Annotated in this window: 9 protein-coding genes; 8 read left to right on the plus strand and 1 reads right to left on the minus strand. The window is 46.7% G+C overall.

Going from position 1 to position 15,790, the window contains the following annotated elements; all coding sequences use genetic code 11:
- Nucleotides 1-83 precede the first annotated feature (83 nt).
- The 4 genes from NZ043_RS19910 to NZ043_RS19925 all read left to right on the plus strand — a co-directional run bounded on the left by NZ043_RS19910 (nucleotide 84) and on the right by NZ043_RS19925 (nucleotide 6,672).
- Nucleotides 84-575, plus strand: a complete 492-nt coding sequence (locus tag NZ043_RS19910; protein WP_240767974.1) for a pyridoxamine 5'-phosphate oxidase family protein — start codon at nucleotides 84-86, stop codon at nucleotides 573-575.
- 243 nt (nucleotides 576-818) lie between these two features.
- A complete protein-coding gene (gene helD, locus NZ043_RS19915; RefSeq protein ID WP_339309095.1) occupies nucleotides 819-3,194 on the plus strand; it encodes an RNA polymerase recycling motor HelD in 2,376 nt (791 codons plus the stop codon).
- Nucleotides 3,195-3,505: 311 nt separating this feature from the next.
- On the plus strand, nucleotides 3,506-5,365 hold the full coding sequence (locus tag NZ043_RS19920) for an adenine deaminase C-terminal domain-containing protein (protein ID WP_339309096.1): 1,860 nt from the start codon (nucleotides 3,506-3,508) through the stop codon (nucleotides 5,363-5,365).
- Nucleotides 5,366-5,751: 386 nt separating this feature from the next.
- On the plus strand, nucleotides 5,752-6,672 hold the full coding sequence (locus tag NZ043_RS19925; RefSeq protein ID WP_091032059.1) for a hypothetical protein: 921 nt from the start codon (nucleotides 5,752-5,754) through the stop codon (nucleotides 6,670-6,672).
- A gap of 157 nt (nucleotides 6,673-6,829) precedes the next feature.
- Here NZ043_RS19925 and NZ043_RS19930 read toward each other — a convergent pair whose 3' ends face one another.
- Nucleotides 6,830-7,750, minus strand: coding sequence for an AraC family transcriptional regulator (locus tag NZ043_RS19930; protein WP_339309097.1), 921 nt, complete (start codon nucleotides 7,748-7,750; stop codon nucleotides 6,830-6,832).
- Nucleotides 7,751-7,922: 172 nt separating this feature from the next.
- Here NZ043_RS19930 and yicI point away from each other — a divergent pair, with 172 nt between their 5' ends.
- The 4 genes from yicI to NZ043_RS19950 all read left to right on the plus strand — a co-directional run bounded on the left by yicI (nucleotide 7,923) and on the right by NZ043_RS19950 (nucleotide 15,682).
- Complete coding sequence (gene yicI, locus NZ043_RS19935; RefSeq protein WP_249911129.1) at nucleotides 7,923-10,241, plus strand: alpha-xylosidase; 2,319 nt, start codon at nucleotides 7,923-7,925, stop codon at nucleotides 10,239-10,241.
- Between the two features lie 75 nt (nucleotides 10,242-10,316).
- A complete protein-coding gene (locus tag NZ043_RS19940; protein ID WP_339309098.1) occupies nucleotides 10,317-11,327 on the plus strand; it encodes an aminoglycoside phosphotransferase family protein in 1,011 nt (336 codons plus the stop codon).
- Between the two features lie 19 nt (nucleotides 11,328-11,346).
- Nucleotides 11,347-14,298, plus strand: coding sequence for a glycoside hydrolase family 3 C-terminal domain-containing protein (locus tag NZ043_RS19945; RefSeq protein WP_339309099.1), 2,952 nt, complete (start codon nucleotides 11,347-11,349; stop codon nucleotides 14,296-14,298).
- Between the two features lie 82 nt (nucleotides 14,299-14,380).
- Nucleotides 14,381-15,682, plus strand: a complete 1,302-nt coding sequence (locus NZ043_RS19950; RefSeq protein WP_249911126.1) for an MFS transporter — start codon at nucleotides 14,381-14,383, stop codon at nucleotides 15,680-15,682.
- The last annotated feature ends 108 nt before the right edge of the window (nucleotides 15,683-15,790 follow it).

A 15,790-nucleotide genomic window follows, 5' to 3' on the forward strand; every position in this document is an offset into this window, starting at 1 on the left:
CTTTGTGATCATATACAATGGAACTACAACATTGCCCGGACAATCGTGTCCGGGTTGTTTTGTCATACATAAGGCTGAATGGCATGAATATTAACGAACCGAGGGATAGAGACATGATTATTGAGGAATTGGACGCTGAACTAATGGAATGGTTGAGTGGGACAAATCTGGAGCATAAACAGCATGAGGCCATGCAACTGCTAACCGTATCTGAGGATCAATGGCCGCATCAGGCGATGATCAGTATGGGGGAAGTGATTGCGATAAATCCGCATCAGCTCAGACTTGCTTTATGGCCAGGTACACAGACCAGTATGAACATGAGCAAAACAGGCAAGGCTACCTTGATTGCGGTTCAAGGACATCGATTGCTGCATATCCGTATAGAAGTAGAACGGTTGCCTGAGATTAAGAGCGCTGTTCATCCGAGAGATCGTTTTGAAGCACAAGTGCTCCATGTACGTGTGGATCAAGCGCCATATGCGGAGATCACTTCAGGAATAACCTTTCAATTAAAAGATGAACTTGGGGCAATTACACGCTGGAAAGAGACGATTGAAGAATTACGAAAGTAGGCAGGAGTAGCTAGGTCAGTTGAGGACCGGTAATTGGGTAATAATGAAGAAGAAAACAACAAAAAACGCCTCCGCTTGCATCGGGACGTTGTCACTGGTACAATAAAAAATGGTTTTCAGAAAATTAGAACTAATTAACATATAATTAAAATGTTTACTTTCTAATAATTATACCATTGCCTTTTCGGGCTTGTCAAATGGGATTTTGAGGACACAATCCGGGGAAAGAGGGGCTATTAACATATGAGTACAGATCAGCAATGGATTGAGGAACAACAACGGGTCAACACGGTGACCGATCAGATTGAACGCAAGATCACAACGTTAGAAGATGAAGTAGGTTCCTTCCGTGACGAAGTGGTTGGCATGAGAAAAGATTTCTGGGACGAAGTCACGATGAACTTCAGTGAAGCGGACGATGTCGGGGAGACTTCAACCAGCATGCGGCAGCAGTCACAGGTACTGTCCGATCGGGAGCGCAGCCATCTCAATACAGCAGCTGCGTTGGATAAAATGAAACGACTGCATCATTCACCGTATTTTGGGCGCATTGATTTTAAGGAAGACGGGTATCCAAATGCAGAACGAATTTATCTCGGCATTGCATCGTTGCTGGATGAGAAGGAAGAATCTTTTCTGGTCTACGACTGGCGTGCGCCAATCTCTAACCTGTATTATGACGGAGCACCGGGCCCGATCACATATCATACACCAAGCGGAGAGATCAGCGGTGATATAGAGATGAAGCGGCAGTTTGTCATTCGGGACGGACGTATCCGTTTTATGTTTGACACGGGGGTTACGATTGGTGATGAGTTGTTGCAGGCCGTGCTCAGTCGAACTTCAGATGCACAGATGAAGAGTATTGTAGCGACCATTCAGAAGGAGCAGAACCGGATTATCCGTAATGACCGGACACGTATGCTCATTGTGCAAGGCGCAGCCGGCAGTGGCAAAACATCCGCGGCGCTCCAGCGTGTGGCATATCTTCTCTATAAATACCGCGAGCATCTGCAAGCGGATCAGATGGTTCTTTTTTCACCGAATCCAATGTTCAACAGTTATGTCTCCACGGTACTGCCTGAGCTTGGGGAGGAAAACATGTTGCAAACGACCTTCCAGGAGTATCTGGAGCGCCGTTTGGGTCGTGAATATCAACTGGAAGATCCGTTTATTCAACTCGAATATGTACTTACGGGGACGGAAGATCCCGATTACGATGTTCGCATGTCCAGCATTCGCTTCAAGTCGTCCGAAACTTTCCTGAAAGTCATTACACGTTATAAGGAAAGCATGTTGTCAGGTGGCATGAAATTCAAGCCGGTTCGCTTCCAGGGCCGAGCGATTGTCACGTCAGAGGCTATGGCTGAGAAATTCTATAGTTTCGAGTCGTCCGTTAAGCTGGTGAGTCGACTGGAGATGTTACGGGACTGGATGCTGAAAGAACTGTCTGCCTTTGGTAAAGGTGAGTTGGATGCGCCTTGGGTTGATCAGCAGCTTGATCTGATGGAGCCGGAGGATCTGCAACGTGCATATCAACGGTTGAAGCGCAAGCAAAAAGGAAAGACCCATACATTTAATGACTTCGAGCAGGAAAGAGAAATTCTGGCACGTATGGTGGTCAGTGACCGACTCAAACCGTTGCGCAAATGGATCAAGTCCTTACGATTCGTTGATATAAGACAATTATATGCACATCTGTTCAGCGATCAGGCTCAGATGGAGCGATTGCTGGGTGACGAAGCACTGCCTGCTCAATGGGATGAAATTGGTAAGATGACTTTACGCAGATTGAAGTCTCAGGAGTTGGCATATGAAGATATTACGCCATACTTGTACTTGCGTGAGCTTATGCTTGGATTCCATATTAACTCCAATATTCGCCATGTCATCATTGATGAAGCCCAGGATTATTCTGCGTTTCAGTTGGCATTTATGAAGAGATTGTTCCCACGGGCGAAAATAACAGCACTTGGTGACTTTAATCAGGCAATCTATGCCCACTCTTCAGTACTTAGTGGAACAGGACCCTTGACTAACCTGTACGGACCAGACAATACGGAAGTGATTGAGCTGACTAGAAGTTATCGATCTACCCGGGAGATCGTGGAGTTTACACGTGGTATGGTGCCTGGTGGGGAAGAGATAATTCCATTTAACCGCAGCGGTGAGAAACCTAAAGTGATCGTTTCTTCTGATCCCGAGCGTCATATGAATGTCATCACGACAGACCTCAAGCACTTGATTAAGGAAGGATACGAATCGGTCGCAGTCATCTGCAAGACCGCCGAAGAGAGCAGAGACGTACATGCTGCATTGAGCAAGGTACTCCCCACAGCACCGAAGTTAATCAAAAAAACGACGCTGGCTTTTGAGCAGGGTGTTCATGTGATCCCGGCGTATCTGGCCAAAGGTGTGGAGTTCGATGCTGTCCTGATCTATGACGGCTCTGCGGAGCAGTATGCGCAGGAACATGAACGCAAGTTGTTCTATACGGCTTGTACACGAGCGATGCATCTGCTGCACGTTTACTGCGTGGGTACACCGAGTCCTTTCATTACTGCCCAGTCGGAAGAATGGTATGATCTTGGCAAGGTGTCTGCTGCGCAAGTGGACTGACATAACACTTCATATGCATGAAGAAGGCTTCCGTTCAATGGAACGGGAGTTTTTCTGTATATGATACATAGATCGGGAAGAAGCTAGCTTAGCGAGGGAATTATACGAGATGAGGTTCCAGCCATTTAAGTGATCGTATTGAATGAAAATACCTAACGTGAATCCGTAAGGATTGGGTCCCGTGGATAAAGAGGACTTCATAATTTGTATTTAAGCACAATAGATGTGATTTTTCTTTACACATGAAGTCCGGACTCATATAATCGTAACAATATATTTTTTTTGGATCGTTTATTAAAGGAGGCAACAAAATGAACAAACCATCTTTTGAACGGCCACTTATGGCCGATTGTGTACCTGATCTGGTCGCTACAGCACGGGGAGATTTGCCAGCGACTTTGGTCATTCGGGGAGGTACGCTGGTAAACGTGATATCGGGTGAGATTTTGCCTGAGATGTCCATAGCTGTACAGGGAGCTCGAATCGCTTATGTCGGTAAAGATGTAAGCCACACCATCGGAGAACATACCCGGATTATTGAAGCGAACGGTAAGTATATCGCTCCTGGTTTGCTGGATGGACACTGCCATATCGAAAGTACACAGATGAAAGTAACCGAGTTTGCGAGAGCGGTATTGCCTTCAGGCACGACCGGAGGTTTCTTTGACCCACATGAGATCTCTAACGTGCTTGGTCTCAAAGGTTTGAGACTGATGCTGGATGAAGCGCGGACCACACCGATGGCTGCTTATATGCAGGTGGCTTCCTGTGTGCCTTCCACTCATCCAGGATTGGAGACAACAGGTGCTTATATCGGGCCTGAGGAGGTAGCTGAGGCTCTTTCCTGGGGTCCAGACATAATTGGTCTTGGTGAAGTGATGAACTTCCCTGGGGTAGTCTATGGGGACGAGACGATGATTGGTGAGATACAGGCAACGATCCGGGCAGGTAAAGTGGCAGACGGTCATTTCACCTGGGCTGCAGATGACTGGCGTCTGCCAGCGTATGCAGCGAGTGGCGTTACAGGGGATCATGAGTGTGTGACCAAGGAAGATGTGGTTGAACGTCTGCGACTCGGGATGTATGCGAAGATGCGCCAAGGTTCGGCATGGCATGATGTGGCTGAGACAATCAAAGCCTGCACTGAGCTTGGACTGGATACACGCCGGATGATGCTGGTGACCGATGACCGAAGCTCTGAATCCCTGCTCAAAGAAGGACATATGGATTTTGTTGTTCGTCTTGCAATCTCCCAAGGTGTGAAGCCGGTCACTGCTTTTCAGATGGCAACCATTAACACGGCTGAGCGCTTTGGTGTTGCGCGTGATATTGGTGCGGTTATTCCGGGCAATATAGCCGATATTATTCTGCTGGACGGCCGGTTGGCGGATGTACGTGTGGGCATGACGATTGCTGCCGGGCAAGTTGTAGCCGAGAACGGGAAAATGACGGCGGTCTGGGACAGCTTCACGTACCCTGAGGAAGCGCTGAACACAGTGAAGTTAGAAGCTAATATTCAGCCAGTAGATCTGGAGTTGGCTGCGCCGATTCAAGAGGGGATCATTGGTGCCAAAATCATTCATGTGACAGAGAACCATGTGGATACAAAGGAGAAACACCTGCCCGTCACCGTAGAGAACGGCAAGGTTGTGGTTTCAACTTCAGGGGAAGTATGCAAAATTGCGGTATTGGAGCGTCACAAACAAACCGGGAATCGAGCGGTAGCGCTTGTTGGAGGCATCGGCTTCACATCCCCTGCAGCGATTGCGATGACGGTTGCTCATGATAGTCACAACCTGTTGATTATCGGTAATGATGATGCCCTGATGGCCGAAGCCGGTAACCGTGTCATTCGAATGCAGGGCGGAGTCGCCGTGGTAACGGCAGCAGGTGTAACCGAATTCCCGCTGCGGATTGCAGGTTTGATGTCAACCGAGCCATTCGAAGTCGTTGCAGCCCAATCGGCAGCAATCAGTGAAGCTTTACAGTCTGCAGGATGTACGTTGAATAATGCGTTCATGACGCTTTCGTTGCTCGCGCTGGTTGTGATTCCAGAACTACGTTTGTCCGACAAGGGTCTTGTGCGGATCTCGGCAGAAGGTATTGAACTGGTGTCCCTTTTCGATGAAGTGGTTGAGAATACACCTGTAGCTCCATCGGGTAATGAATGAACGGAAATGTCGACTAGAGCACAAATAAATTAAGATACATGCAAAGCCGCCTTAGGGCGGTTTTTTTGTACATTGTGGGAGAAAACGCTTTCTAGGTCTTCTGGATCTCGGTGTGCATATGGCAATAATGACTGAAGTCATGCTGAAATAAGGGTTAATTTAGAAAATAGTGAATAATTGTGACTTTTGAACTATACATACAGAACTACGAATTCCCGAAATATAGTTATATGATTCTTTCGTAGTGAGTCTTAAAGATGATATTGCATATAGAAGCAATCCAAATTCGTCGTACCTAATAAATATCCATTAAATGAATATGAAACGACACAATTTCATCCAGATTTGCACGTCAGAGCTGATAACTTCAGAGGGAGTGTACAAATATGAAAAGCAAAAGGGGTTACCGTTTTATCGTATTACTGAGTTGTTTGATCCTGTGTGCGAGTACAGCCTGTTCTTCCAAAGCCATTGCGGATGGTTCAGTCGACAGTTATGCAACGATTCATGGAAAACTTGATGCACCGGTGAGAGCGACATGGGTGTGGGATACCACCCAGATCCGAAGTAATCCTCAAGAGGTATTAAATTATGCTACAGCGAACAAAATCAATACGATCTATCTGCAGATGAACCGGGATATAAAAATTCCTGAATATAAAAGTTTTATCCGTCAGGCGAGAGCCAAGAACATTGCGGTTGACGTCATGGATGGAAGATCAGCCTGGGGCTTGACGGAAAGTCGGGAGCAGATTGCATCTTTCCTGGACTGGATCGAGACATATCAGGCGCAAGCGTTGCCCAATGAGAAATTTGCTGGTATTCATCTGGATATTGAGCCACATGTGCACCCGCAGTGGAAAATCAATCAGGCCAGTGTAATTACCCAGTGGCAAGGCAATGTGGAGTACATTGTTGAGAGAGCATCACGGATGAAGATGCCAGTAGCGGCTGATCTGCCTTTCTGGCTCGATAACTACAAAATTCCGGGTTCCACGATGGCCGTAAGTAGCTGGATGATTCGCAAGTTTGATTCCATCACCATTATGGCTTACCGCGATACAGCTGCTGCAATCTATAGTGTGGCGAAGGATGAACTTGCAGAAGCAGCTCTGCTTGGCAAGACGATCTCAATCGCCGTGGAAACAAAGCAAAGCAAGGAAGGCGACTTCATTACTTTTTATGAAGAGGGATCTGCTTATATGGAAGCACAATTGAAGTTGGTCGAAAAAATGGCTTCAGTACATGCGTCCTTTAACGGTTTCTCCGTACATGAGTACACTTCATGGAAGACGCTGAAAAAGTGAGACATCAATAAATTCCTTAGCGCAGTTCTTGTAGCAGCACATGAAATGAGTTCTAGCTGAGACAACGTGCCTCAGAACCTTATCTTGTTAGTTCTTGGGAATTGGAAGTTGATAAAGAAGGTGTTTGCAGCTGAATAGCTGTGAGCACCTTCTTCTTTTACACCTGAACTAGGGCAGACTCCATTCCTACGTTCTCATAGAACATTTTGCGATACTGTGAAGGTGTAGTGGCTTTATGTTTTTTAAATGTAGTGATGAAGTAACTTAGATGCTCAAAACCCACATCCATGGCGATATCAACAATCTTGTGATCCGTATTCTCAAGCTGAACACAGGCCTGTTGAACGCGGTAATAGTTAATGTAATCTACAGGGGTTTTCTGCACCATCTGTTTGAAGAAACGGCAGAAGTGTCCTTCGCTCATATTGGCTTCATCGGCCAGTTCTTTCAGCTTTAACGGTTCAGGATAACGTTTGTGGATATAACCGAGCACGGATTTCAGGCGCTCTACCTTGTCATGACTCCCTGTAGCCACGGTGCCTTTAAGCGGAGCAGGTCTCATATGTTCGAACATACGGGCAAATATGAGATACAGGTACGCTTTTGTTGACATTTCACACGTTTCGGTTCGGGTAGCGTGGTCGGCAAAGATACGTTTCAGGAGATCCAGAATTTCTTGTCCCCAATCCTCATCTGCCTTGATATGACTGGGGGGAATCACCGTTTTGCGTACCAGTGGACCGATGAATTTCTCTTGGACGGTATCGAAGGTGCGGCTGCCAAGCAGCTCGGGATTAAATACAATGGAAGAGAATACACAGGGAACATCACCCTTCAGATACCCCGCATGAATCTCGCCTCTATTGATGAAAATGGCTTCTCCAGCTTGAACCTCAACAGTGTTCATATCGATCTGAAAGACGGCGCAGCCCTTGGTCACCATGGTGAACTCCATCTCATCATGCCAGTGGCAATCGAGAATGCTATCTCCGTTTAGTTGTTGAATATCCGGGTACACACTGACGGGATACATGGCATTGCCGTGAATCCGGTCTTCCCGTAATCGTTCACGTTCCATATCAGATTCTCCTTTTGTTACATTATTAATGTAATCGTTTCCATAGATTGGTGATGATGTTCAAGAATCGGATGTTTATTATCAAAATCGTGATATATTTGGTCAAAATAAGAGAAGAAATTCGTTATTAATATCAATATTATTATAATATAACCAAAGGGGGAAAGAAAACATGAAATTTACTGATGGATTCTGGATGACTCGTGAAGGGTACCAGATTCAAAACCCGACTGACATTCGTGATATTGTGCAAAAAGAGAATTCTGTGACCGTATATGCGGCAACTAAATATATTCGTACCAAAGGCGACACGTTGAACGGAACATTGCTGAAAGCAACGTACAGCTCACCAATGCCTAACGTTATTCGTGTAACCTTGAATCACCATAAGGGCGGCGTGAAAAAAGGGCCTGAATTTGAGCTTAACACACAAGAAGCCAACGTTGAGATCTCAAAAAATGAACAAGGTGCTGTTTTGAAAAGCGGCAATCTGGAAGTTCAAATCGACAAAACAAACGGTTGGGACATTAGCTTCCTGTATGGAGGAAAACGGATTACAGGTAGCGGTCAAAGAGCTGCTGGTTATATTACAGGTCCAAGCAAGGAAGCGTACTTCCGCGAGCAGCTGGATCTCGGTATTGGTGAATACGTTTACGGACTCGGTGAGCGCTTCACGCCGTTTGTTAAGAATGGCCAAATTGTAGATACCTGGAATGAGGACGGGGGTACAAGCAGTGAGCAGTCCTATAAGAACATTCCGTTTTATTTGTCCAATAAAGGATATGGCGTATTTGTAAATCATCCTGAACGCGTATCGTATGAGATTGCATCCGAGAATGTATCTAAAGTGCAGTTCAGCGTAGAAGGAGAGACGTTGGAATACTTCATTATCGGCGGTGACAATCCAAAGGATGTACTTGATAATTATACGAAATTAACAGGTAAACCAGCGCTTCCACCAGCGTGGACTTTTGGTCTGTGGCTGACAACGTCATTCACAACGGATTATGATGAAGCAACGGTTAACCATTTCGTAGATGGCATGGCTGAACGTGATCTTCCGCTCTCTGTATTCCATTTTGACTGCTTCTGGATGAAGGAATACCAATGGTCTGATTTTGTATGGGATGAAGCGATGTTCCCGGATCCGGAAGGCATGCTTGCACGTCTGAAAGAGAAGGGCCTTAAAATCTGTGCTTGGATCAATCCATATATTGCAGAAAAATCCTACTTGTTCGATGAAGGTATGGAGAACGGTTATCTGGTCAAAACAGCCGATGGCAGCGTATGGCAATGGGATATGTGGCAAGCAGGTATGGCTCTGGTTGACTTCACGAATCCGGATGCTGTGAACTGGTATAAGAGCAAGCTGGAAGTCCTGCTGGATCAAGGTGTAGATTCATTCAAGACAGACTTTGGCGAAAGAATTCCGACCGATGTTGTGTACTTCGATGGTTCTGATCCGGTTAAAATGCACAACTATTATACACAGCTCTATAACAAAGCTGTATTTGAATTGCTCGAAGAGAAGATTGGCAAAAACGAAGCTGCCCTGTTTGCACGCTCTGCAACAGCAGGTGGGCAACAGTTCCCGGTTCACTGGGGCGGTGACTGTTCTTCCACGTATGAATCCATGGCTGAATCACTTCGCGGTGGCCTCTCACTGGGGCTTTCCGGTTTCGGATTCTGGAGCCATGATATCAGTGGTTTTGAAAGCACAGCGAGCCCTGACGTATACAAACGCTGGGTACAATTCGGATTGTTATCTTCACACAGTCGCCTGCATGGCAGCACTTCGTATCGTGTGCCTTGGCTGTTTGACGAGGAATCCGTGGACGTTGTTCGTGACTTTACCAAACTCAAAATCAGCCTGATGCCGTACCTGTACAATTCTGCGGTAGAGTCAACGGTAAAAGGTATTCCGATGATGCGCGCTATGCTGCTGGACTTCCCAGAGGACCCAACAACATATAACCTGGATACGCAATATATGTTTGGTGATTCAATTCTGGTGGCTCCAATCTTCAACAAGGAAGGTGATGTGCGTTATTACCTGCCTGAAGGAACTTGGACGAACTATCTGACAGGAGCGAAAGTACAAGGTGGACGCTGGATCAGTGAAAACCATGACTTTAAAACACTGCCAATGATGATTAAGCCAAACAGTCTGATCGCTGTGGGTGCGGTGGATAGCAAACCGGATTACGACTTTGCGAATGATGTGTCCTTGCACTTGTTCGAACTGGCTGATGGTCAAACGGCTCAAGCTGTCGTTGTGAACCAAGCGGCAGAGCAGGAGCTGACAGTTAACGTTACACGTAATGGTTCAGTGCTGGATGTTCGTGCTGAAGGTGCAGGCAAACCATGGAACTTGGTGCTTCGCGGCATTGAGAGTGTATCCAGCGTTGAAGGTGGTTCCCAAGTGTCTGGTGCAAATGGTGTTGTCGTTACGGCAGCAACAGGCGAAAGCGCGCTTACAATCCAACTGTAAAATGATATAGTAAAAGAAAAGGACGGTGCCGAAAGGTGCCGTCTGTTTGTCTACGATGATAGGAGATTGAATGAAATGAGTACAATGAATTCCGGTTTGCACTGCACGATATCAGCAGAGATGCTGCATCAACTGGTAGAGATTAATTTTGGAAGCGATACCAAAGTAAAGGCGTTTGGTCTCCTGCAAGGTGGACTTTTTAATACAACCTATCGGATTCAACTTGAACATACTTCCTATACAGATGTGATTTTACGTTTGGCTCCAGAGCGGGGAGAGATGGCGGCTGGTTCTGCGAGTGACCCACTCTTTTCTTTTGAACGTACGATGATGGCGGCTGAACCGATTGTGTATGAATATTACCGTAAGGCAGGCATTCCTGCTCCCAACATTATCGCCTGTGATGATAGCGGATCCATCATTCCAAGAACGTACATGTTTATGGAGTTTATCCCGAGTAAGCAGCTGGATCACGCATCGATTTCAGACATAGACAAAGAGCGATTGTATCATCAGCTTGGCGCGTATACCGCCATCATGCATCAGATCGAGGGTGCATCGTTTGGCTGGCCGCAAGGAGATGGGACGATTAAAGGCTCGGATCAATGGTCCGAGGTGTTGCACTCTTTTGCAGAAGAAACGGCACTTAAAGCGGCACAAGCCGATTATATGTCAGGTGTGGGAGAAGAAATCGCCGCTATTTTCATCAAAAATAAAGAATTATTCGATCAAGTGACCCATCCGGTACTGGTTCATAATGACCTATCGGAAGCCAATGTGCTTGTTCATCAGGAAGATGGTGAGCTAAACATTGCGGCCATCATTGATGGAGATCGTTCCATGTTTGCCGACAGGGAGTTTGAAGCCATATTGTCGACAGAATCGGTGGCTTTTCATGAAGGATATGATCGTCCACTGGACTCATCCGCTGAAGGACAGGCACGCAGGCTTGCGTACCGAATACTGTCTTCGTATTTTAATGCCTACGTTCATGAACATCAGGTCAATCAACCTGAAGATGGTCGGAAGTATCGCCAGCGCACGCTGGATTTACTGGAGCAATGGAAGCAACTCGGACATAACTAATTCGCAGGGGGAATGAAGGATGAAGGAGTATCATCAATACCCGATGTGGGATGCGTCACTTTCACTTGAGGAAAGGTTGGATGACCTGATTGCACGATTGACAACGGAGGAGAAGATCCGACTAATTCCTACACGCGAAGCAGCTGTGCCAAGACTGGGCATTCCAGCCTACAACGTTGGGGGCGAAGCTGCCCACGGGGTTGCATGGAAAGGTGAGGCAACGGTATTTCCGCAACCTCTCGGTCTATCAAGTACCTGGAATACAAGGCTCATGCGGGAGATTGGTTCCGTCATTGGCGATGAAGCGAGGGCATATCATCACCGTGATCCTGAGGTTCATGGGTTAACATTGTGGGCACCAACGGTTGACCTGGAACGTGACCCACGCTGGGGCAGAACGGAAGAGGGGTATGGCGAGGACCCAGTCCTCACGGGAGAAATGTCGGCAGCTCTCGTCAAAGGAATGCAGGGAAGTGATCCTTTTTATCTGAAAATGGTTGCGACATTGAAACACTTTTTTGCCAATAATAATGAGAAAGATCGGCTGAATTGTTCATCAAGCATCGATCCGCGCAATCTGCGGGAATATTATTTAAAAGCATTTGAGACACCATTTGTGGAAGGCGGAGCATTGTCCATGATGACAGCTTACAATTCCATCAATGGTACACCTGCCATTGAAAGTCCATATGTGAATGATGTGGTTAAGGGTGAGTGGGCGATGCCAGGTTTCATTGTATGTGATGGTGGAGACCTGTCACAGACTGTGAATTATCATGGTTATCATACCAGCCATGCCGAGTCAGCAGCAGGCGCGTTGAAGGCAGGAGTGGATTGTCTTACAGATGAAGTTGATCTTGTAATATCTGCTCTGGAGGATGCTTTTGACCGGAATCTGTTGGAGATCGCTGATTTGGACCGAGCGATTCGTAACATTTTTGGTGTGCGAATGCGACTTGGACAACTGGATCAGTCGGGGCAAAATCCATATGCGTCTATTCCCGAGTCGGTATTATGTGCACCGGAACATGCCAAACTTAGTTATCGTGCCGCTGCCGAATCGATTGTTTTGCTCCAAAATGATGGATTGCTTCCTTTGAAGCCAGAAACGTTGCAAAAAATCAGTGTGATTGGGCCCCTTGCGGATGTTGTCTATACCGATTGGTACAGTGGCACACTGCCTTATCGTGTATCCGTCCTCGATGGATTGCGTAATCGACTCCCTCAATCAGACATAACGTATTCAGATGGGAATGACCGTATTCAGCTGAAGACAACAGACGGTCAGGTTATAACCTTGGGTGCGGAAGGTACACTCGTCGCTGTGCCGGAAGCCAGTGCACCTACAGCCGCCGAATTTGTACATCAGGATTGGGGTTGGGGAAGTCATACGCTAAGAAGTGTGAACAATAATCGATACGTTAGTTTAACCGAGCAAGGCATCTATCAGGCAAACGCCCCAGAGATTGGTGGCTGGTTTGTGAAGGAAGTTGTTCGAATAGATCCTCTAACGGACGGAAGTAACACCTTGCGGACGTGGAACGGTATTCCTGTTGGACTGAGCGAGTATCAGGGACATTCTGCTGTATCACCACTCCGGCCACAAGGAGAACAAACTACAGCTACAGGTACAAATCCGAATGATGTTGGTGACTCTGGACACGCAAGTCAATCACCAGGCAATACACAGATAACTTCTGCATTCAATATTGATATTGTGACAAGCGGAATAAAACAAGCCGTAGAAGCTGCACGTAGCAGTCAGGTATCTGTCGTCGTTGTTGGCAACAGCCCTTATATCAACGGCAAAGAAGAAATTGACCGCCCAAGTCTGCTGCTTCCGCCGAGTCAGGTCGAGCTTGTCAAAGCCGTATGTGAAGCCAATCCCAATACGGTGGTTGTGATTATGGGCAGTTATCCATTTGCTTTGCAGGAGTTGAAAGGTATTGCCCGCGCAATCGTTTATATGACACATGCAGGTCAGGAATTGGGGAATGCGCTTGCAGATGTGCTGTTAGGTTATTATGCCCCGGCAGGCAGATTGAATATGACATGGTATGAAGACGAATCACAGCTGCCTGACATAATGGATTATGACATCATTCAGAATCGCAGGACCTATATGTATCATGAAGGACCGGTTCAATATGCATTTGGTCATGGCCTGACGTATTCCGAATTCGAATACGAAGCAATTCGTGTAAGTCGAAGTGCTTCGCCGGAATCCACCACCACAGATCAATTGAAGATTGAAGTGGAGATACACAATACAGGTCAACGTGACAGTGATGAAGTCTTACAGATCTATGGATCTTCATATACCTCCCGAGTGAAACGCGCTCAGAAGCAGCTGCTTGCTTTCCGTCGTGTTCATGTCAAAGCAGGGACGCGTGTTACGATAAGTTTCGAGGTTCCTGTTCAGAAGCTGGCGCTATGGGATGTTACCCGAGATCGATACTGCCTGGAGACAGCGACCTGGGCCATCCTCGCAGGGCGTTCTTCCGCAGATATACGTCAGTCGGCTGATATTGAAATTGAAGGTGAGACGATTCCGGATCGTCCGCTGCACTTGCTTACCTTTGCCGAGAATTACGATGCTTGTGCAGGTGTTCTTCTGGATGAATGTCTGGAAGGGCGTTCGGCAGTTCGGGCAATCACTCCGGAAGAACCCTTATATCGAGAGGAGCAATCGTCCTGGATCGCTTTCAACCATAATGCTGTTCAGGAAGTACAAGGATTTGAAGCCAGAGTGGCAGCTTTTGGGGAAGAGGGCAGACTGGAGATTCGTTCCGGAGGACTGGAGGGCGAACTGCTCGGTGTGTGTGAAGTTTCTGGACCGGGTGGCAGTGTGAACGGAAAAGATATCAAGTGGACAACCGTCCAATGTTCGCTTGAGGCGCCACGTAAGGTGAATGAGCTGTATATTATTTTTAAAGGTGGAGCAGCGTTACGGCACTTTAGATTGTTGTAGTTGTAGCATGTCCTGAATAATCAACCTCCGAAACAAGCACAATAATGCTGATGTGTGTAGAATCTGTAAAGGTGGTTGTGGTATGAACGATAAAAAGTGGGACCTCGTCGCACTTGCTTCCATCCCTTTAATTATGACCTTGGGTAATTCCATGCTAATACCGATCCTGCCACAGATTGAACGTGAGTTGAAGGTATCTGCATTTAAGGTCAGTATGCTCATTACAGTCTACGCTGTAGTTGCGATCCTGCTTATTCCTCTTGCAGGGTACTTGTCGGATCGTTTTGGCAGAAAAGCAGTTATCATTCCCAGCCTCGTTATTGCAGCCGTCGGAGGTGCTGTCGCTGGTGTGGCAGCATGGATGCTGAACGGAAACATAGCCTACTGGACCATTCTGGGTGGCAGGTTATTGCAGGGAATAGGTGCTGCCGGCGCATTTCCTATTGTTATCCCTTTGGTTGGGGACATGTTTAATGATGAGAACGAAGTAAGCAAAAGCCTGGGTATCATTGAGACCTCGAATACGTTTGGTAAAGTCATAAGTCCGATTCTGGGTGCAGCGCTGGCGGTCTGGTTGTGGTATGCGCCATTCATGGCTATTCCTATCCTTTGTGTACTTTCGCTGGTTCTTGTTATTTTCCTGGTGAAGACTCCACGGAAAAAAGAAAAGCCTCCCACCTTTGTAGAATTTGTGGCATCCATTCGTGACGTATTAAAAGAAAAGGGACGCTGGTTGTATGCATTGTTTGCAATCGGTGGTATTTGCATGTTTGTCATCTTTGGTGTGTTATATTATCTATCCGAGACGCTGGAGAGCGAATTTGCCCTGAAAGGTGTACTTAAAGGACTTGTCCTTGCGATCCCGCTGGCAGCGTTATGTCTGTCTTCTTTCCTGGCAGGGAAGTGGATTGGAAAGAACAAAACGCGAATGAAGTGGCTTGGCTTCACAGGACTTGCGCTTCTGACGGTATCCCTTGGCGTTATAGGTTTATTCGATAATATCTATGTTGTAGTAGGTCTTTTCACATTGGGAAGTGCCGGAATAGGTGCAACGTTACCATGTCTGGATGCCTTGATTACAGAAGGCGTGGACAAAAAACAGCGGGGCACAATCACGGCTCTGTTCAGCAGCATGCGATTCATTGGAGTATCTCTCGGTCCACCTGTCGTTTCTTTGCTGATCGGTTCTCATCATTTCCTGCTTTTTGGTGTGCTCGCTGCGTCTGGCGCAGTGGGCGGATTGCTCACCTTATTCGCAGTTAAACCCGATAAGGGAGACCAACCTACTTCAGGAAGCAAGCAGAAACAGGATGAAACATCTAATGATGTGATCGAGACAAGTAGAGGGTATGCTCCCATAGGTCGCAAGAAAAGTCCATTTTAGATAGACGGTGCTGTATGCTGCGTTCATTTCCATGCTGTCTTAAGTTTAACATTCAGATCTGTTCTAATAAAAAAACGCGTTTACGCCTAAGAAAGCGGATGAATTTGC

It is taken from the genome of Paenibacillus sp. FSL k6-2145, from assembly GCF_037976585.1.
GTDB lineage: Bacteria > Bacillota > Bacilli > Paenibacillales > Paenibacillaceae > Paenibacillus.

What these genes read in the sequence shown, in the direction of transcription:
- NZ043_RS19920 (WP_339309096.1), top strand. Translation starts at nt 3,506, where the DNA reads ATGAACAAACCATCTTTTGAACGGCCACTTATGGCCGATTGTGTACCT.
- NZ043_RS19930 (WP_339309097.1), bottom strand. Translation starts at nt 7,750, where the DNA reads ATGGAACGTGAACGATTACGGGAAGACCGGATTCACGGCAATGCCATG.
- NZ043_RS19945 (WP_339309099.1), top strand. Translation starts at nt 11,347, where the DNA reads ATGAAGGAGTATCATCAATACCCGATGTGGGATGCGTCACTTTCACTT.
- NZ043_RS19940 (WP_339309098.1), top strand. Translation starts at nt 10,317, where the DNA reads ATGAGTACAATGAATTCCGGTTTGCACTGCACGATATCAGCAGAGATG.
- NZ043_RS19950 (WP_249911126.1), top strand. Translation starts at nt 14,381, where the DNA reads ATGAACGATAAAAAGTGGGACCTCGTCGCACTTGCTTCCATCCCTTTA.
- yicI (WP_249911129.1), top strand. Translation starts at nt 7,923, where the DNA reads ATGAAATTTACTGATGGATTCTGGATGACTCGTGAAGGGTACCAGATT.
- helD (WP_339309095.1), top strand. Translation starts at nt 819, where the DNA reads ATGAGTACAGATCAGCAATGGATTGAGGAACAACAACGGGTCAACACG.
- NZ043_RS19910 (WP_240767974.1), top strand. Translation starts at nt 84, where the DNA reads ATGAATATTAACGAACCGAGGGATAGAGACATGATTATTGAGGAATTG.
- NZ043_RS19925 (WP_091032059.1), top strand. Translation starts at nt 5,752, where the DNA reads ATGAAAAGCAAAAGGGGTTACCGTTTTATCGTATTACTGAGTTGTTTG.